Annotated in this window: 20 protein-coding genes and 1 pseudogene; 4 read left to right on the forward strand and 17 right to left on the reverse strand. The window is 60.3% G+C overall.

What is annotated here, in order from left to right; all coding sequences use genetic code 11:
- Window positions 1–48 precede the first annotated feature (48 nt).
- From C9413_RS11260 to C9413_RS11280, 5 genes are all read right to left on the reverse strand, one after another.
- Window positions 49–1,050, reverse strand: a complete 1,002-nt coding sequence (locus tag C9413_RS11260) for a Gfo/Idh/MocA family oxidoreductase (protein WP_170250457.1) — start codon at window positions 1,048–1,050, stop codon at window positions 49–51.
- The gene (locus tag C9413_RS11265; RefSeq protein WP_039845423.1) at window positions 1,047–2,084 is read right to left on the reverse strand and encodes a LacI family DNA-binding transcriptional regulator; all 1,038 of its coding nucleotides are present in this window, start codon (window positions 2,082–2,084) and stop codon (window positions 1,047–1,049) included. The genes C9413_RS11260 and C9413_RS11265 overlap by 4 nt, the downstream gene beginning before the upstream one ends.
- Window positions 2,085–2,542: 458 nt before the next feature.
- Complete coding sequence (locus C9413_RS11270) at window positions 2,543–2,857, reverse strand: hypothetical protein (protein WP_039845424.1); 315 nt, start codon at window positions 2,855–2,857, stop codon at window positions 2,543–2,545.
- A gap of 103 nt (window positions 2,858–2,960) precedes the next feature.
- Window positions 2,961–3,383, reverse strand: coding sequence for a secondary thiamine-phosphate synthase enzyme YjbQ (locus C9413_RS11275; protein WP_039845425.1), 423 nt, complete (start codon window positions 3,381–3,383; stop codon window positions 2,961–2,963).
- A gap of 12 nt (window positions 3,384–3,395) precedes the next feature.
- Window positions 3,396–3,749, reverse strand: a complete 354-nt coding sequence (locus C9413_RS11280) for a DUF1428 family protein (protein WP_039845426.1) — start codon at window positions 3,747–3,749, stop codon at window positions 3,396–3,398.
- Between the two features lie 151 nt (window positions 3,750–3,900).
- Here C9413_RS11280 and C9413_RS11285 point away from each other — a divergent pair, with 151 nt between their 5' ends.
- The 4 genes from C9413_RS11285 (at window position 3,901) to C9413_RS11300 (ending at window position 7,177) form a co-directional block, all read left to right on the forward strand.
- Window positions 3,901–4,065: a hypothetical protein gene (locus tag C9413_RS11285; RefSeq protein WP_170250458.1), complete on the forward strand. Its 165-nt coding sequence runs from the start codon at window positions 3,901–3,903 to the stop codon at window positions 4,063–4,065.
- An 83-nt stretch (window positions 4,066–4,148) separates the two neighbouring features.
- Window positions 4,149–5,147, forward strand: a complete 999-nt coding sequence (locus tag C9413_RS11290) for an ABC transporter substrate-binding protein (protein WP_039845427.1) — start codon at window positions 4,149–4,151, stop codon at window positions 5,145–5,147.
- A gap of 118 nt (window positions 5,148–5,265) precedes the next feature.
- Entirely contained in the window at window positions 5,266–6,153 is an 888-nt protein-coding gene (locus tag C9413_RS11295) for a proline/glycine betaine ABC transporter permease (RefSeq protein ID WP_039845428.1), read from the forward strand.
- Window positions 6,146–7,177 (forward strand): glycine betaine/L-proline ABC transporter ATP-binding protein, encoded by a 1,032-nt coding sequence (locus C9413_RS11300; RefSeq protein ID WP_039845429.1) that lies wholly within the window; start codon window positions 6,146–6,148, stop codon window positions 7,175–7,177. Before C9413_RS11295 ends, C9413_RS11300 begins: the two co-directional genes overlap by 8 nt.
- On the opposite strand, the gene C9413_RS11305 is transcribed toward C9413_RS11300, so the two are convergent.
- From C9413_RS11305 to C9413_RS11355, 12 genes and pseudogenes are all read right to left on the reverse strand, one after another.
- Window positions 7,174–7,572, reverse strand: a complete 399-nt coding sequence (locus C9413_RS11305) for a DUF427 domain-containing protein (protein ID WP_039845430.1) — start codon at window positions 7,570–7,572, stop codon at window positions 7,174–7,176. The genes C9413_RS11300 and C9413_RS11305 overlap by 4 nt on opposite strands.
- A 71-nt stretch (window positions 7,573–7,643) precedes the next feature.
- Window positions 7,644–8,534: a DMT family transporter gene (locus tag C9413_RS11310; RefSeq protein WP_039845431.1), complete on the reverse strand. Its 891-nt coding sequence runs from the start codon at window positions 8,532–8,534 to the stop codon at window positions 7,644–7,646.
- A gap of 71 nt (window positions 8,535–8,605) precedes the next feature.
- Entirely contained in the window at window positions 8,606–9,412 is an 807-nt protein-coding gene (locus C9413_RS11315) for an AraC family transcriptional regulator (protein WP_039845432.1), read from the reverse strand.
- Between the two features lie 64 nt (window positions 9,413–9,476).
- Entirely contained in the window at window positions 9,477–9,656 is a 180-nt protein-coding gene (locus C9413_RS11320) for a hypothetical protein (RefSeq protein WP_170250456.1), read from the reverse strand.
- Window positions 9,657–9,729: 73 nt separating this feature from the next.
- On the reverse strand, window positions 9,730–10,869 hold the full coding sequence (locus C9413_RS11325; protein WP_039845433.1) for a DUF930 domain-containing protein: 1,140 nt from the start codon (window positions 10,867–10,869) through the stop codon (window positions 9,730–9,732).
- A gap of 166 nt (window positions 10,870–11,035) precedes the next feature.
- Window positions 11,036–11,329, reverse strand: a complete 294-nt coding sequence (locus tag C9413_RS11330; RefSeq protein WP_039845434.1) for a GYD domain-containing protein — start codon at window positions 11,327–11,329, stop codon at window positions 11,036–11,038.
- A gap of 219 nt (window positions 11,330–11,548) precedes the next feature.
- Window positions 11,549–13,603 carry an RNA polymerase sigma factor RpoD gene (gene rpoD / locus C9413_RS11335; protein WP_022714276.1) on the reverse strand — a complete coding sequence of 685 codons (2,055 nt, stop codon included), beginning with the start codon at window positions 13,601–13,603 and terminating at the stop codon, window positions 11,549–11,551.
- Between the two features lie 449 nt (window positions 13,604–14,052).
- Window positions 14,053–14,400: a GFA family protein gene (locus C9413_RS11340; RefSeq protein WP_039845435.1), complete on the reverse strand. Its 348-nt coding sequence runs from the start codon at window positions 14,398–14,400 to the stop codon at window positions 14,053–14,055.
- Between the two features lie 10 nt (window positions 14,401–14,410).
- Window positions 14,411–15,448 (reverse strand): L-threonine 3-dehydrogenase, encoded by a 1,038-nt coding sequence (tdh, locus tag C9413_RS11345; protein ID WP_039845436.1) that lies wholly within the window; start codon window positions 15,446–15,448, stop codon window positions 14,411–14,413.
- A gap of 124 nt (window positions 15,449–15,572) precedes the next feature.
- Entirely contained in the window at window positions 15,573–16,760 is a 1,188-nt protein-coding gene (locus tag C9413_RS11350) for a glycine C-acetyltransferase (protein WP_039845437.1), read from the reverse strand.
- 390 nt (window positions 16,761–17,150) lie between these two features.
- Window positions 17,151–17,355 (reverse strand): annotated as a pseudogene (locus C9413_RS33235) (cupin domain-containing protein); the annotation flags it as partial.
- 97 nt (window positions 17,356–17,452) lie between these two features.
- The coding region (locus C9413_RS11355; protein WP_170250459.1) for an RQC domain-containing protein at window positions 17,453–18,536 on the reverse strand (1,084 nt) is incomplete at its 5' end.

Consider the following 18,536-nt stretch of genomic DNA (forward strand, 5'->3'; position numbering starts at 1 on the left):
TCGGCGATAAGGGCTGCAGCAGCGGCGGGTGTGACGTGCGTGTCCATGTCAGAGCCCCGGCTCGATCTTGACCACCTTGCCGGTCCTTGCGGATTCGACGACGGCAAGGCCGGTCGCAAGTGACCAGACGCCGTCTTCGCCCGTTGCCGACGGCCTGCCCTTCCCAGCAACAGCGTCGTGGAAGGCCCTGAGCGTAACCTCGTAGAGATTGGTGTTTTTGCATTCGAGTTCTGTCTCGCCCTCTGCATTCCGTAGGGTTACGCGGCCGACTGGACGCTGAGTCATGACGTTACTGGCAACGAGCGATCCATCGCTGCCATGCACCTCGAAGCCGGTCTTTGCATATTTCGTGGTAAAACCGTCATGGAACTGCGCGATGACGCCGGACTTGAAGCGCAGTACGCCCATCACGGCATCCTCCAGCCCCGACTTGCCCATGCCGCCGCTCTGGCCGAAGGCGATCGCCTCGACCGGATCGTCGCCGAGCACGAAGCGCAGTGTATCGGCATCGTGCACGGTGATATCAAGGATGACGCCGCCGCCCGCCTCTGGCCGGTCGAGCCGCCAGCCCTGCAGATGCGGCGGCAGATAGACGGCGTGAAAGACACGGGCAGCGAGCGGCTTGCCGATCTTGCCCGCTGCAATTGCATCGCGCATGGCGCGGTGGGTGGCGGCATTGCGCAGGTGGTGGTTCGCCGCCATCACCACACCCGCCTGCCTGGCAGCCTTTACCATCGCATTCGCATCGGCCTGGCTCATTGCCAGCGGCTTCTCGCACAGCACATGCTTGCCCGCCTGGATCGCCGCCAGCGCCTGGTCGCGGTGAAGTTCGTTGGTGGTCGAGATGTAGACAGCCTCGACATCCGGATCATTGACGAGGTCGGCAACGCTGGTCACCGACTTCGCAATGCCGTTCTCGGCCGCGTAAGTCTTGCCGCGCGCCGCGTCCGTGCTCATCACCGAGGCGGCCTCGCCGCCCGCTGCGCGGATCGCACCGATCACCCATTCCCTGGCGATCGTGCTGGCACCGATCAAACCCCAATTCGTCATCGCACTCCTCCTTGAATGCCTGTGCCGCAGCTTTGACGCACGACGAGGCGCACGCTTTTGACGAGCGCTTCGGGCTCAGCCGCCCCCGAATTGATCTGCTTTAGAAGCAGCTGCGCTGTCCGGCGCCCCATGCCTTGCGGATCGACGGAAACGGTCGTCAGCGCCGGCACCGCCGTCTTTGCCTCGATCACATCGTCGAAACCGACCACCGCGAACTCGGCGCCAGGCTCTATTTTGCGGCTTCGAAGCCCGTCACAGACGCCGAAGGCAACCGCGTCGTTGAAGCAGACCGCAGCCGTCGGAGGGACAGCAAGCCGCATCGCCCGCTCGATCGCCTCGACGCCGCCCGCTCGCGAGGGTGCCGCTCCGATGGCCAGATCCGCGTCGAAATCCAGCCCCGCGTCGATCAGCGCGTCTCGATATCCCATAAAGCGCTCGGTAAAGACGGCGGTATCCGGAAAGCCGCCGAGAAAGGCGATGCGGCGATGGCCGAGCTTGGCAAGATGCGCGACGGAGGCGGCCGCTCCCGCGTGATTATCCGACGTCAGCGATGACACCCGCGCACCTGGCACATTGCGGACGGCCATCACGACAGGGATTCCGGCATTGGCGAGCGCCGCGAAATCTGCAGCCTCCGTGCCGCGGGCCGGCGAGATGATGAGCCCGGAAATCCCGTGTTCGCGCATCGATGCAATGACTTCGCGCTGCCGGTCGATATTCTCGCCGGTGTTGGCTAGAAACTGCACGTAACCCGCCGACTGCATGACGCTGTCGATGCCGACGGCGAGCTCGGCGAAGAAGCTGTTCGTCAGATCGTTGACGACCATGCCGACGATTTTTGACTTGGCGTTCGCCTGCCTCAGATTAGCAGCGCCCCGATTATAGACATAACCAAGCTCGCGCATTGCGGCATTCACCTTGGCGCGCGTCGTTTTGTTAACGAGCGAGCTTCCCTGCAGCACGAGCGACACGGTCGACTTTGAAACGCCGGCGGCGTTCGCAATGTCGATAACGGTCACGCGCTCCCTGCTCATGATTGTCCCCCGATCATCGACTGCATCTCCAGTGATCCGTTCTCTCAGCGGGCGCGGACTCTTTCATGCCACCTCCTCCAAGAATACTTGGAGTAAATTGGAACGTTCCAAATTTGTCAAGAAATGAATTGAAGCGCTGTCACTCCGTTGTCGGATGGGTTTGGAACGTTCTAATTCAAGCCGATAAAGCCCGGTAAAAAATATATCCCCGAACACAAAAGCGTACCGGAATTGACAAAAGTGCACTTTGCAGCCGTACTCGACGGTACTAATGAAATGAGCGTCGCTTCTTCTTTTCCCCGAAGCGGCCTAGAACTCAGCCTCGCCCGTCGCGAGGCTTTTTTCATTTTTGCGGCCGCACTTTTGGTAATAGAAAACCGCCCTTGCCGTGATCCGAGAAGAATTGGCAAAGGCGGTTCTTGTGCCGCCGCGTCTGAAAGGCCGGCGGCTGCTACTGTTTAACGGCGAATCAGAGGGCAGCCGCGGACATTCGCAAATGCCATGCGGTCCCAGCCGCGGCGGTCGCGGCCGGCAACGACGACACGGCGCGGTGTGACATTGACGACGCGCACGTCGCGCAGACCGGTCCAGCGAGCCTTGCGAACAGCCGCGACCGGCGAGCAACCGCGGTAGACCGGTGGCGGGCGATGATACTGGACGTCAATGACCACCGCGCGCTCCGGGCCTGCTGCGGCAGCAGTCGAGACGGTGGCGGGGATCGAAGTAACGGCAAGCAAAGCGGCAAACGATGCCTTTGCAATGAAATTGGTCATTGGGGACTTCCCTCGTTCAATGGACGCTCGAACCCTTTCGGGGATGATTCGACAATAGAGGGCTAAAGCTGAACGATGTTCGAATTGCGCATTCACGTTCGGTTCAGGCGCTGAGATGCAGCACGATTTCGCGACGATGAGGACGGTCGCGATGCTCGAAGAGATAGAGCCCCTGCCAGGTGCCGAGCCCCAGTCTGCCGCTGGTAACGGGAATGCCGATCGAAACCTGCGTCAACGCCGATTTTATATGAGCGGGCATGTCGTCCGGGCCTTCGGTCGTATGGACGATCCAGCGCATCGATGGGTCCGATGACGGCGGCACGAGCCGGCGGAAGAAGGCATTAAGGTCCGTCTGCACATCCGGGTCGGCGTTTTCCTGAATCAAGAGCGAACAGGAAGTGTGGCGCACGAAGACGGTGAGCAAACCTTCGTCCACGCCGCTTGCGCGGACGAAGGCAGTCGTCTGGTCCGTAAATTCGTAGAGGCCCTGCCCCCGGGTTGAAACGGAGATGATCGTTTGGGGCATGAAACTCCTTTTTCACAGCTCGATGACGGTTTCGAAGCCGCCATAGATCATTCGCTTGCCATCAAAGACCGTTTTCCATTCATCGCCCTGCAGGCGTGGATCGGACATGACCTTGGCCACAATATCGTCGCGCTCCTTCCTCGATCCATAGACGATCCAGGAAAACCCTACCACTTCGTCCTCCTTCGCCATCACCGCACGCGGAAACGAGGTGAGTTCGCCATAGGGCACGTCGTCGGCAAGGCACTCGACATATTGGAGCGCACCGTGCTCCTTCCAGATCGAGCCGGCGAGATTCGCCAACTTCTTGTAAGCCTCGATATTGGCTTTCGGAACAGCCACGACGAATCCGTCGATGTAAGGCATTGTCGTTCTCCCATATTCTGTTGACGATCATAGGACGGATGGCGAGCGCAAGGCCCGACAGTATAGGTGAGAAATATGCGTGATCCGCCGATTTCCAGCCCCGCGGCGTCCCGGCCTTTGCAAGATCAGGCACAAGAGGCGTCGTTTCTGAATGATCCGCCCGAATGATCCACTTGTCACGCGCAGCAAGTTCGCAGGCACAATTTGCGCCCATTGGAACAATTGTTCCGATCGCGACAAAGCACTTGATCAGCCATTGAAAGAAAGCGTCAATGCGCCATTTTTTGACGCAAGCGGAATGGCGCGTGGCGCATGAAAGCATGCTCAATAGGCTTGCTGGCGGACGCGGTGCCGCAGGCGCCGGGTTCACGTCACACCGCGACCAGAGGGAACAAGAAAATGAAAGCACTTTTGGCTTCAACCGTCCTTGCAGCCGGCCTGATCGGCCTTTCGAGCGCGGCATCGGCTGCGGAGTGTGGCAACGTCACCATCGCCAGCATGAACTGGCAATCGGCCGAAGTTGCCGCAAACCTCGACAAGATCATCCTCGAGGAAGGCTATGGATGCACCGCCGAGATCGTCAGCGGCGACACGGTTCCGACGCTCACATCAATGGCTGAAAAGGGTGAGCCGGATGTCGCGCCGGAAGCCTGGGTCAGCCTCCAGCCGGAAATCGTGAAGCGCGGCCTGGAAGGCGGCAAGGTGGTCGCTGCCTCGAAAATCCTTTCAGACGGCGCGATCCAGGGCTGGTGGATCCCCAAATACATCGCCGAAGCCCATCCAGACATCAAGACGATCCCCGATCTCTTCAAGCATCCCGAACTCTTCCCTGCTCCCGAAGACAAGAGCAAGGGCGCCGTCTTCAATGGCCCTCAGGGCTGGGGCGGAACGGTCGTGACCTCGCAGCTCTTCAAGGCCTATGGCGGCGACAAGGCCGGCTTCACGCTGGTTGATACCGGCTCGGCAGCCGGCCTCGACGGTTCCATCGCCAAGGCCTACGAAGGCAAACAGCCCTGGGTCGGCTACTACTGGGCCCCGACCTCGCTCCTCGGCAAATATGAGATGGTGAAACTCGGCTACGGCTCCGAATACGATGCGGCGGAATGGAAGCGCTGTACCTCGGTTGCCGATTGCCCCGATCCCAAGCCGAACGCCTGGCCGGCCGACGACGTTCAGACGCTCGTGAGCAAAACCTTTGCCGATCGCGCCGGCCCGGCCATGGATTATCTCAACAAGCGCGCCTGGACGAACGACACCGTTAACAAGCTGATCGCCTGGATGACCGACAACCAGGCTACCGGCGAAGACGGCGCCAAGCACTTCCTCAAGGAAAACGAAGCCCTGTGGAAGGAATGGGTCTCTCCGGAAGTCGCCGAGAAGATCAAGGCTTCCCTCTGATCCCTCATGATCCGCAAAGCAGGCGGTGCTTGACATCCAGGCACCGCCGGCCCGATCCTTTTGCGCGACGGCCATAAGAAGAACAGGGCCGCCGCCGCTTTAGCCATGGGGAACTGACATGGATTGGCTCTGGAAATTTCCGACAATGGATGCCGACACGCTGCGCGTTCTGAAGAAGAACGTGGACGAAGGCTTTCGCACTTTTACCCGCGCCTACGGCGACAGCATCGAAGGGCTGTTCAGCCCGCTGCAAAGCTTTCTGATCTGGGCTGAAAGGCTGCTCACCGGCACGCCCTGGCCGCTGGTGATCCTGGTCGTCGCCGGCATTGCCTGGCTTGGGAGCCGCAATTGGAAGATTGTCATCGGCTGCGCCGCGACACTTTTCCTGATCGGCTGGTTCGACATGTGGGAAGACACGATGAAGACTGTTTCGATGATCTTCGTCTGCACGGTGCTTTCGGTTGCGATCGGCATTCCGATCGGCATCGGCATGTCGCGTTCCAACCGGCTCCAGAATGCCGTCAATCCGGTACTCGACGTCATGCAGACCATGCCGAGCTTCGTCTATCTGATCCCGGTCGTCATGCTGCTCGGCATCGGCCGCGTGCCTGGCGTGATCGCCGTCGTCATCTATGCCTTGCCGCCGATGATACGCCTCACCAATCTCGGCATCCGCATGGTCGACAAGGACGTGCTCGAAGCGGCCGACGCCTTCGGTTCATCGAGCTGGCAGAAGCTGCGCAACGTCCAGCTTCCCTTGGCGTTGCCGACCATCATGGCCGGCATCAACCAGACGATCATGATGGCACTCGCCATGGTCGTCATCGCCTCGATGATTGGCGTACAAGGTCTCGGCCAACCGGTCCTCAAGGCCATCGCCAACCAGTACTTTACCCTCGGCGTCTTCAACGGTCTCGCCATCGTCGGCATCGCCATCATCTTTGACCGCATCAGCCAGGCCTATGGTCTCAGGCTGCAGAAGCACCGGGAAATCGTGCATGGCTAGTCAGTCGATTGAAATACGCAATCTCTACAAGATTTTCGGTCCGCGTGGCGGCGATTTCATCGAAGCCGTCACCAAGGGCATATCGAAAACCGAGCTCAACAAGGAGCACGGCCATGTCCTCGGACTGAAAGATATCAACATCTCGATTCCAGGCGGCAGCATCACCGTTATTATGGGGCTTTCCGGTTCCGGCAAGTCGACGCTGATCCGCCACATCAACCGTCTGATCGACCCGACAGCGGGCGAAGTGCTCTATGGCGATATCGACATCTGCAAGATGAGCGAAGAGGAACTCCGCGAGTTCCGCCGCCGCAGGACGGCGATGGTGTTCCAGAAGTTCGGCCTGCTGCCGCATCGCAACGTGCTGCAGAACACCGTCTACGGACTGGAAATACAAGGCGTGCCGAAGGGCGAGCGCGAAGAGCGTGCGAATATCTGGATCAAGCGCGTCGGCCTCGACGGCTTTGCCGGACATTATCCGAACCAGCTTTCGGGCGGCATGCAGCAGCGTGTCGGTCTTGCCCGTGCACTCACCAACGATGCCGAGATACTCCTGATGGACGAGGCCTTTTCCGCCCTCGACCCGCTGATACGCGTCGACATGCAGAGCGTGCTGCTCGACCTGCAGAAAGAACTGAAGAAGACCGTCGTCTTCATCACCCACGATCTCGACGAGGCATTGCGGCTTGGCGACAAGGTCGCCATTCTGCGCGATGGCGAGGTCATCCAGCAGGGCTCGGCCGCCGATATCGTGCTCAATCCCGCAACCGACTACATCGAGGCCTTCGTCAAGGAAGTAAACCGCAGCCGCGTCATCCCGATCGAAGCGCTGATGGAGCCGCTCAGCAATCCCGCAAGCGACACCGTGATCCGCATCCCCGGCAAATCGACCGTGGAGGAAGGTATGCGGATGATGACCGAAAGCAACGTCACGCACGCGACCGTCACCGGCGCCGATGGCCTGCCCGCAGGCCGCGTGTCGCTGGAAGGTCTCGTGCGCTGTCTTGTCGGGACGGGACACTAAAACTCGCCGGCCTCAGGTGCCTGCAGTTCTTCGATCGAATCCACACGATCCGGATAGAACGCCATACGGTCCTTGATTTCGCGCATCGCGGCATGCGGGTTTTCATACGTCCAGATGGCGTTCTTCGCGCGCTCGCCGCCAGGCGTGATGCTGTAATAGGAAGCCTCGCCCTTGTAGGGGCAATAAGTAGAGTGGTCGGTGCGTTGAAGCACCGACATGTCGACATCCTTGCGCGGAATATACTGCACTGGCGGATAGGAAGCCTCGCGCAATGTCAACGCATCGCGCGTGTCAGCGACGACCTTGCCGTCGAGCTTGACGACGACGCGCGCTGGATTGTGGTCTACGGTGATCGGATGATCAGGCCCGGGAATCTTGATCGGCTTGTCTGACATGAGCGTTCGCCTTCGAAAGATTGCACCGTCCCTAGATAGGGTCGAACCCGGCGCTTCCCAAGGGGTCACCGTCACGCGCGCCGCACCCGGGCAAGTGCAGACAAGCCGAGCCCCAGAACGGCGGCGAGCACACAGGCGACGCCGAAAATCTGATGGAAGCCGACCGGCTCGCCGAGCAGCACGAAGGCAAAAATGACGGCGGAGACCGGAGCGATTGCCGTAAACAGCGAAGCCTCGCTGCCGCTGACGCGCTCTAAGCCCGCGTACCACAAGATGAAGCCGCCGACGGTGGGCACCAGCGCATAATAGACGACGGCTAAGAGCGCCGCTGCGGAAAAACCGCTTGCGGCATGGCTTTCGAAGAGAGCCGGAATGCCGGCAACGAAGAAACCGATGCCGGTCATCAGCGCCGACTGCGTGAGCGGCAGGATCTCGCTCTGCATGCGCTTGTTGAGAAGAATGAATAGCCCCTCGCAGATGACGGCGCCGAGGATCAGCACATTCCCGGTCAGTGAGCCGCCTGCGGATGCGCCCGGCGTCAACGCGACCCAGAATACGCCGAAAGCAGCAAGCGCGATGGCAAGCAGCAGGAAGCGGTGCGGCCTCTCGCCGAGAACGAGGATCGAGATCACCGCCGAGACGACCGGGAGCGTGCCGATGATGACGCCGGCATTCGTCGCCGACGTCAGCTGCAGGCCGGAGATCAACAACGTCGTATAGCCGACGCTGCCCGCTCCTGCCTGCGTCACGAGGATGAGCCAATCGTGGCGCGACAGTTTCGGCAGCCGCAATCTGGTGATTTGCATCAAAAGCAGGAAGAAGGGGAAGGCCGCGGCGAAACGCAGCGCCGTTGCCGTAAACGGCGGAAGGCTTGATGCGATGATCTTGCTGGCGATTACCGTGCTGCCGACCGTGATCATCGCCAGTGTCAGATAGATGTAGCCCTGAAATGCCTTTGTCATGGGATTCTCCGTTTCGATGGACGAAGAAAACCGCAAAGACGAATTAGCTTCTTGAACGAAATTGCGGGCCGTCAGGCAAGTGCCGTGGCATAGACACGCGGCGTGAGGCCGTATTTGGCCGTGAAGACGCGTGTCATGTGGCTCTGATCGGCAAAGCCGCTGGCGAGGGCCGCCTCGGCAAGCGACGTGCCGGAAGCGATCAGGCGGCGGGCCATGTGAATGCGCGCCTGGATCAGATAGGCATGCGGCGTCATGCCGGTTGCTTTCGCAAAACCGCGCAGCAGCTGAAACCGGCTAAGGCCGCTTTCGCGCGCAAGATCGGCAAGCGAGACATTGGCGAGAGGATCGCCGTCAATCAGGCTCTTCGCCTTGCCGATCGTGCCCGGCGCCATACGCGCTACTTCCGGCATCGGCTGTTCGCGCATCACAGCTGCAACAACGCCGAGGAGCAGTTCTTCGCGTGCAAGGTCATCTTTCGTGGAGCGGCTGGTGATTGCGGCAAAGAGGCTTGCGAAGCGTGCTGCAAGGACGCTGTTTTGAATAACGGGGCGCGGAATTTCCGAGCGCATCATTCCGCTTTCGCCGACATCCTGCGCGAGATCGCCGATGATCGCCGGATCGAAATAGAGGATGCGCCACGACCGCCCCTCGCCGATCGGTGCGCCGTCATGGACCTCGTTCGGATTGACGGTGATGAGATCGCCGGCTTCCGCTTCGACCATGCCGCGCCCGCTCAGCGACTTCTGCGCACCGGAGACAATCAGGCCGATGCCGAATTGTTCATGCGTATGCCGTGCGAAACTGCGGCGGGTTTCCGCTTCCACGGCCTCCACCCCGGCCACCGCCGAACGGTGCATTGTGAACTGACGTTTGGCCACGCAGCGTCTCCTTCCGGCCGGACTCTGCCAGCGGCAGGCGAAGCACGCAACGTCTTTGCCGAGATCAGTGAAGTGTTTCAGGCCGGATTTCGTCGGAGAGAATTTTCAGGGCGTCTTCGAGCGCTGCGACCAGAATATCGGTCAGCTCATCACCCTTGTGTTCGAGAAACGCCAGGCTTGCGGCCTCGTCCTGCATTTCAAAGAAGTGCTCGATCTCGTTCGACATCATCGTCCTTTCATTCACCGGAACATTCAGCGATGAAAGCAGACTAGGAGAGCTCACTTGCGCAGGGCTGGTGCGAGCGGGCGAGCCCGTGTCAGAACTCCGGAAGATTACGGCTCCGCCACAGGCTGGGCGGGATCGGATCGCCGACATCGACGGCAAACGAGACGACCTTGGTTACGCCCTCGTCCACCTCGCAGCGGAATTGAACGTCGTACCAGCCCTCGCGCGTGCGGAAGGCACCGCGCCGGACATCGAGCACCGTACCGCGCGGCAGCGCGTAAGTGGGGACCATCACCGGATTGTAAGCGGGCGATCCGTGAACCAGTTGCTCGCGAAGCTCGGTGCTGCAAAGCTGCGCGGCCCGCCTCCCGCGCGGCATGTTGCCCATGGCGGTCCGGGCGATCGGATCATCCGTTTCGTTCTGCGAGAACAGCGTCTTTGCTTCCTTCAGCTCGGCAGGCTTTTCGGCCTTCGTCGTTTCCGTCTGGTCGATCTTGGGCTGGTCCGCAGGCTTTGCCTGTTCGAAACCGATTTTCGCCTGGTCTTCTGCGCCAGCCGCAGGTCCGTTCTTCTGCGGATCGATATTGGCCACATCAACCTGCGGCAGATTGACATCGTCCGGCACCGGGTTTGCCGGCGGCTGGTCCGTGGCGGGAGGCTTTGCCGCGGCCGTTTCGGCAGGTTTGGGCTCATCCGGTTTCGGCTCGTCGGGCGGCGTCGGCGGCTTGCCAGCCCCCGCCGAAGCATTGCCCGTTTCGGATTTGCGCGGGCCACTATCCTTGTCGCCAAATTCGAAGACGGGCCTCAGGACGGGCATTCCCTGTCCCTTCCCCTCCTTGTCGGAGGGATTGTTCCTGGCTTCGGATTTCGGCGGTTCGGACGGCTTCTCTTCCGGCTTGGCTTCCGGCGCCGGAGGAGGTGGTGGCGGCGGAGGTGGCGGGGGTGCTGGCGGTTTCTGCTCAGCCTTCTCCTCGATCTTCGGCAGTTCGGGAGGTCTCTCGGGCGGCTTTTGCTCTTCCGCCTTTTTTTCCTCGGCCTTCTTCTCCTCCGGCTTCTTTTCCTCTTCCGGCGGAGGCACGAGATCGACGTTCACCGTCTCCTCTTCCGGCGGCTGCGGCGTCTTTTCAGGCAGCTTCACCAGGAAAAACGCAACGACGGCAATATGCAGCGCGATCGAGGCTGTGACACCCCAACTGATCTCTCCCCAGCGCTTTGCGACGAACTTCTGCATGCCCGCGAATTATGCTCTCCGACAAGGTACGGATGTGGCCTTTTAAGAAGGCAGCATCAAGCCGCAAAACAAAAAAGTGCTTTGCCGCGCGACCGAGCTAAGGTCGCGCGGCGGATCGTCCACATCTTTTACCTTCACGAGGCTGCGATCCGCAGGCCGATCGCCGCTAGCCGAGCGAGCCTATGATTTCGCGATAGGCAGCCTCCGGGAACGCCTTCAGCGTTTTGGTGCGAACGTTGCCGGCCGTCGCAAGCTGCAGCGTGAACCGCGCCATCACCGCGTCGTCCGGCGCCTCGCATATCGAGACCATGTCGTATTCACCCATCGTCAGAAAGAAATCCTTGAAGGAGCCGCCCATCTCGCCGAGCGCCTTCTTTGCCGCGTCCAGCCTTTTTGCCGAGTCGCGTGCACTGCGAACGCCTTGATCCGTCCAGCTGATAAGCATGACGTATGTGGTCATTGCACACCTCCCTACGGAGGGTTTTGGTCCACGCAGGCATGTGGCGACCTTCGCTCACGCGCTGCGGCCGGTCCCGTCCCCCGTATCGTCCGGACTATACCATTGAGCCGCGCGGAAAGCGACGGAATGTCTGGGAACCCCAAAAGAAAGAGCCGGGACGGACCCGGCTCTTCGATCATCAATCAGTCAACCGCAAGGCTGTCATCGCAGCCACGGCCCTTAGCTGTCCAGGAAGCTGCGAAGCTTTCTGGAGCGGCTCGGATGCTTTAGCTTTCGCAGCGCCTTCGCCTCGATCTGACGGATACGTTCGCGGGTAACCGAGAACTGCTGGCCGACTTCCTCGAGCGTATGGTCCGTGTTCATGCCGATGCCAAAGCGCATGCGCAGCACGCGTTCCTCGCGCGGCGTGAGCGAGGCGAGAACACGCGTCGTCGTCTCGCGCAGGTTCGCCTGGATGGCGGCGTCGATCGGCAGCAGCGCGTTCTTGTCTTCGATGAAATCGCCGAGGTGCGAATCTTCCTCGTCGCCCACGGGGGTTTCGAGCGAGATCGGCTCCTTGGCGATCTTCAGGACCTTGCGAACCTTTTCGAGCGGCATGGCGAGCTTTTCGGCCAGTTCCTCCGGCGTCGGCTCGCGGCCGATTTCGTGGAGCATCTGGCGGGACGTGCGGACGATCTTGTTGATCGTCTCGATCATGTGCACCGGAATGCGGATCGTGCGCGCCTGGTCGGCGATCGAGCGGGTGATCGCCTGGCGGATCCACCATGTCGCATAGGTGGAGAACTTATAGCCGCGGCGGTATTCGAACTTGTCGACCGCCTTCATCAGGCCGATATTGCCTTCCTGAATGAGGTCGAGGAACTGCAGGCCGCGGTTGGTGTACTTCTTGGCGATGGAGATGACGAGGCGAAGATTCGCTTCGACCATTTCCTTCTTGGCGATGCGCGCTTCGCGTTCGCCCTTCTGCACCATGTGCACGATGCGGCGGAATTCCGAAATCGAGATGCCGGTTTCCGTGGCGAGGTTCTGGATCTCCTGGCGGATGTCACGGATCGTCGTGTTCTCGCCCTTGGCGAATTCCTTCCAGCCGCGCGCAGCCAGATTGCCGATCGACTTCATCCAGTTCGGATCGAGCTCGGCACCCTGATACTGCTCCAGGAACGAGTCGCGCTTGACGCCATAAGATTCAGCCAGACGCAGCAGGCGGCCCTCGTTTTGAACGAGGCGCTTGTTGATGTCGTAAAGCTGCTCGACGAGAGCCTCGATGCGGTTCTGGTTGAGCGACAGCGACTTGACGGCCTTGATCAGCTCGTCCTTGAGTTCCTTGTAGCGGCGCTCTTGAGCGGAAGACAGCGTGCCGGTCGCGGCAAGGCGCTGCTCGACCTGCTGGTCCTGCAGCTTGCGCAGCTTCTTGTAGGTCTCGGCGATGAGGTCGAGCGTCTCCATGACCTGCGGCCGCAGCTCCGCTTCCATGGCTGCGAGCGAGAGGTTGGATTCGTCTTCGTCCTCTTCCTCTTCCTCAACGGGCATGCCTTCGCCGCCGACATCGGTGATGTCGTCGTCGCCGGAACGCATGCGGCGGGTCTTTTCCTTCTCTTCGGCGGCCTTGCGGTCAGCCTCGATTTTTTCAGGGCTCTGGAACTGCGGGGCGGCCTTGGCTTCCGGACCGGAATAGGTCGTTTCGAGATCGATGATCTCGCGTAGCAGGGTCGTGCCCTCGTTCAGTTCGTCGCGCCAGATGATGAGCGCCTGGAAGGTGAGCGGGCTTTCGCAGAGCCCGGCGATCATGGTTTCGCGGCCGGCCTCGATGCGCTTGGCGATGGCAATTTCGCCTTCGCGCGACAAGAGCTCGACGGAACCCATCTCGCGCAGATACATGCGCACGGGATCGTCGGTGCGATCGGTCGGCTCCTTCTTCTTTGCCGTTGCGAGCGCGGTGCCGCCCGAAGGCGCGAGTTCGCCGCCTTCGCTCTCGTCATCGCCGCCCGCATCGTCGTCGTCACCGCCGCTCTGGCCCGCCTCTTCGGCTTCTTCGTCTTCGATGACATTGATGCCCATATCGGACAACATCGCCATCGTGTCTTCGATCTGCTCGGACGTCACTTCCTCTGACGGAAGAACGGCATTCAGCTCGTCCATCGTCACGTAGCCGCGCTTCTTCGCGGCCTTGATCATTTTCTTGACCGCGTCATCGGAAAGATCGAGAAGAGGGCCGTCGGATGCGCCGTCGCGTTCGACTTCCGCTTCTTCGTTCTCTTTGACCTTGGTTACCATTTATATCGTCGCCTTCCTGACGCTATTCAAACTCGCTCGATGAACGGCCCTCGAAGCCTGAGTGCGCAAACCCAAGCCTCGAATCACCTTACCCACCTAACGGGATGACCTTTAAAGCCCAATTAACCACGATCGCTGATGCCGGACGACAGAGCTTTAGTGCTTCGAAACTTCCGGCCATGGTTATGTGCGATCCGCCTCGACCAACTTCACCGCTTTTCAAGTCGAACGGTGATTCCCACAATTTTTGTTCCCGTCAAGCTTTTCCACCAAAAAAGCCGTCGAAAACACGGAAAAAGCCTTATCCACAGGCTGGAAACCGCTCAAGCGATTGCTTCGCTTAGATAGGATGTCACCGCAAGAAGACAAGGGGAGCAAGAATTCTCGCCACGGCAACGAGAGATCTTACTGGTTTTTAGCTGCCACTGCAGGATATCCGCCGCCCATCGCTATCGGGACGCACCATCGTAAGGCATGATTTCCAGAGAACCGAGATCGATCACGGGAATACAGCGTAGGTTGACCGATGCCATGGGATCGCCGTTCGGAAGAACGCCTTCGCCGTAGGGTGCAATACCGCAGTTGCTGCAAAAGTGATGTTTGATGACATGGTTGTTGAAAGTATAGGTCGACTTGTTTTCTTCCGGCGTCTGCAGCTTTAGCTTGTCGCGCGATACGAAAGCAAGCAGGCCGCCCCGCCGGCGGCAGAGCGAGCAATCGCAATCGATAGCCGTCTTGAAGTCTCCGTCCACCTCGAATGCGACCTTGCCGCAGTGGCAGCTTCCTTGGTAGATCATCGTTGTTCCCTTAGTTCCAATCCATCACGACCTTGCCGGAATTGCCTGAGCGCATCGCCTCGAAGCCGTCCCGGAATTCATCGATCTTGATACGGTGCGTGATGACCGGCGACAGATCGAGCCCGCCCTGCACGAAGGCGATCATCTTGTACCAGGTCTCGAACATCTCGCGACCGTAGATGCCCTTGAGGTTCAGCATCTTGAAGATGACCTTGTTCCAGTCGATCTCGAAACCAGCCGGCGCGATGCCAAGGATTGCGATCTTGCCGCCATTGTTCATCTTGTCGATCATGTCGCGGAAGGCGGGTGCTGCACCCGACATTTCCAGGCCGACGTCAAAACCCTCCGTCATGCCGATCGCCTTCATGACATCGGCAAGGTTCTCCTTCGACGCATCGACGACGTGGTCGATGCCGAGTCTGCGCGCCAAATCCAGCCGGTGCGGGTTGATGTCTGTGATGACGACTTTGCGGGCGCCGGAACGTTTGGCGACGAGCGCGCCCATGATGCCGATCGGGCCTGCACCGGTAACGAGCACGTCCTCGCCGACGAGATCGAAAGAAAGTGCTGTATGAACCGCATTGCCGAATGGATCGAAGATCGCGGCGATCTCGTCCGGGATGTCGTCCGGGATCGGCACAACATTGGCTTCCGGAATGCAGACGAACTCGCCGAAGGAGCCGGGACGGTTGACGCCGACGCCAAGCGTGTTGCGGCACAAGTGCCCCCTGCCGGCGCGGCAGTTGCGGCACTTGCCGCAGACAATATGGCCCTCGCCGGAGACCCGTTCGCCGACATGGTATCTGGTGACGGCGGAACCGACCTCGGCGATCTCGCCGCAGAACTCATGACCGACGACCATCGGCACCGGAATGGTCTTCTGCGCCCACTGGTCCCAGTTCCAGATATGGACATCCGTACCGCAGATCGCCGACTTCCTGACGCGGATCAGAACGTCGTTCGGCCCGACCTCAGGAACCGGGACGTTTTCCATCCAGAGCCCGACTTCCGGTTTCGACTTGACCAGCGCCTTCATCATATTCGACATTCGAGGTTTCCCGTCTTGTATAGTGCCCAGCTTCGCTGTTTCCTTTCTCCCCTCGGGGAGCACGGCACATCGTTATTTGCTCTTCATCCCTTCTCCCGCCGGGCTGAAGATGGAGCAAGCGGCGTCAAATGACGCCTAGTTCCCTGCCCGCTTCCGCGAAGGCCGCAACCACGCGCTCGACATCTGCGCTGGAATGCGCCGCCGACATCTGCGTGCGGATGCGCGCCTGGCCCTTGGGCACGACCGGGAACGAAAAGCCGATCACGTAAATACCCTTCTTCAGCATCAGCGCCGCCATGTCCTGTGCGAGCTTGGCATCGCCGAGCATCACGGGAATGATCGGATGCCCCTCGCCCGCCAGCGTGAAGCCGAGCTTGGTCATCTCCGTGCGGAAGAGCGCAGCATTCGCTGAAAGTTTTTCGCGCAACGCGTTGCCGTTCTCGATCAGATCAAAGACCTTGAGCGAGGCGGCGGCAATGACCGGCGCAAGCGTATTGGAAAAGAGATAGGGCCGCGAGCGCTGCCGCAGCCAGTCGACGATCTCGGCCTTTGCCGAAGTATAACCTCCCGAAGCACCGCCGAGTGCCTTTCCGAGCGTTCCGGTGGTGATATCGACACGGCCTTCGACGCCGCAATATTCCGGCGAACCACGGCCATGCCTGCCGACGAAGCCGACGGCATGGCTATCGTCCACCATGACCATGGCGCCGTATTTCTCCGCGAGATCGCAGACACCTTGCAGGTTGGCGATGATCCCGTCCATCGAGAACACACCATCGGTCGCGATCATCTTGAAGCGGCTGCCTTCGGCCTTCTTCAACTCTTCTTCCAGCGCCGTCATGTCGTTGTTGGCATAGCGGAAACGCTTGGCTTTGGAGAGCCGCACGCCGTCGATGATCGAGGCATGGTTCAGCGCATCGGAGATGATCGCATCCTCCTCGCCAAGCAGCGTCTCGAACAAACCGCCATTGGCATCGAAACAGGAGGAATAAAGGAGCGTGTCCTCCATGCCGAGGAACGACGAAATGCGGGATTCGAGTTGCTTGTGCTCCTCTTGCGTGCCGCAGATGAAGCGGACGGAGGCCATGCCGTATCCATAACGGTCGAGTGCCTTTTTGCCCGCCTCGGCCAGCTCGTCGTTATCCGCAAGGCCAAGATAGTTGTTGGCGCAGAAGTTCAGCACGCGCTCGCCGGAGGCTATGGCGATTTCGCCGGCTTGCTTCGAGGTAATGACGCGCTCGGACTTGTAAAGGCCGGCATCCTTGAGCGCGGAGAGTTCGCCGCGCAGATGGGAGATGAATTGCGAGGTCATTGACGGTCTTTCTTCCGATGCTTCCGACTGTCGCCGAGTTAGCATATTGCGGTCGGCTTGTCTTGTTCAGCGCTGAACCGAAACCAGCAGGAAGCAGTCTTCCGCAGCACGATGGAGCTGGCCGCACAACACCGCCCTTGATTTCGCCGATTGCGACCTCGCTCGGAATTGCCTCCTTCATCAACGGCCATGTCCTGCCCGTCGACTGCGGCATGACCGTCAGGATCCCTTGCGGCTAGCTTCACCGGTGGATGAACTGCAAGATGCCGATCTTGATCCCAGAGCTCGGCTTCCATTTCGACGTCAAAAAGTCCGAAACGCTTCTGAATGGGAGGGATGGCCTCCTGCGTGTTGGCGCGTTCAAATTCCATTAAGAAATATTCGACAGGCTCCGGCAATCACGCGGAAAACCTCGGTCTCCCGCCTATGCATGTGCGGCCCCGGTCCTGTTCCGGGCGCCCGAAAATGTCTCCCACATGCCGAGCACGCCACCGGTCTTCTGCCGTCGCATGAATAAAAACCTGCCCGTCATGCAGATGTCCAGCAATACGCTCACACCCGGCAACGAAACCACCGCTCTGTTGAAAATTGTCATTGAAGCTCCCCTCGGACGTTAGGGGAAACAAGAGGTCCGACACGCAGAACATCACTCGATTGCATTAGACAGCCCTCTGCAACCGCCTCTTTCCGGTCTAGTCGTCGTTTGCCAGAATGACGTCCAGAAACGCATCGCCATAGTGTTCAAGCTTCGATTGCCCTACGCCGGAGATGTTTAAGAGCTCCTTCAGGCTCCTTGGCCGCTCGGTGGCGAAGGCGATCAGCGTCGTGTCGGGAAAGACGACATAGGGCGGCACGCCGAGGGATTTCGCGATCGAGGTGCGTTCGGCCCGAAGCGCTTCGAAGAGAATGCCGTCGGCGCCGGAAAGGCCGGAGCGGCGCTCGCTACGTTCGGCTTTCTTGGTGCGGCGTTCCGAGGCCGGGCGATCCTTGCGGAAGAAGACCTGGCGTTCATGCTTGAAGACGGCACGGGCATCCGGCTCCAGCTTCATCGCGCCATAGGCCTCATGATCGATACGGATCAGACCCATGGCAAGAAGTTGGCGGAAGACGGATTGCCAGATGCGGGCCGGGATATCCTTGCCGGCGCCGAAGACCGGCATGTCCACATGGCCGAAGCGCTCGGTCTTTTCGTTGGTATTGCCGAGGAGCACATCGATCACATGGCCGGTGCCAAAGCGCTCGCCGGTGCGATAGACGGCGGCAAGCGCCTTGATCGCCGCTTCCGTCCCATCCCAGGTTTCGACAGGCTTCAGGCAGGTATCGCAGTTGCCGCACTTGCCGGCATGCGCTTCGCCGAAATGCCCAAGGATCGCCTGGCGGCGGCAGGAAGCGGTTTCGCAGATGGCGAGCAGCGCGTTGAGCTTGCCGCGTTCGATGCGTTTGATCTCGTCGGCCGCATTGCCCTCGTCGATCATGCGGCGGCGCTGGATGGCGTCGGACATGCCATAGGCCATCCAGACCTCCGACGGCAGGCCGTCGCGCCCAGCGCGGCCGGTTTCCTGGTAATAGGCCTCGATGGAGCCCGGTAGGTCGAGATGGGCGACATAACGCACATTCGGCTTGTCGATGCCCATGCCGAAGGCGACTGTGGCGACGAGGCAAAGTTCTTCCTCCTTCAGGAACGCATCCTGATTGGCATCGCGCAGCGACCGGTCCATGCCGGCATGATAGGGAAGCGCGCGGATGCCCTGCGTGTTCAGCCAATCTGCTGTGTCT

It is taken from the genome of Rhizobium sp. SEMIA 4085 (assembly GCF_013004495.1).
Classification (GTDB): domain Bacteria; phylum Pseudomonadota; class Alphaproteobacteria; order Rhizobiales; family Rhizobiaceae; genus Rhizobium; species Rhizobium gallicum.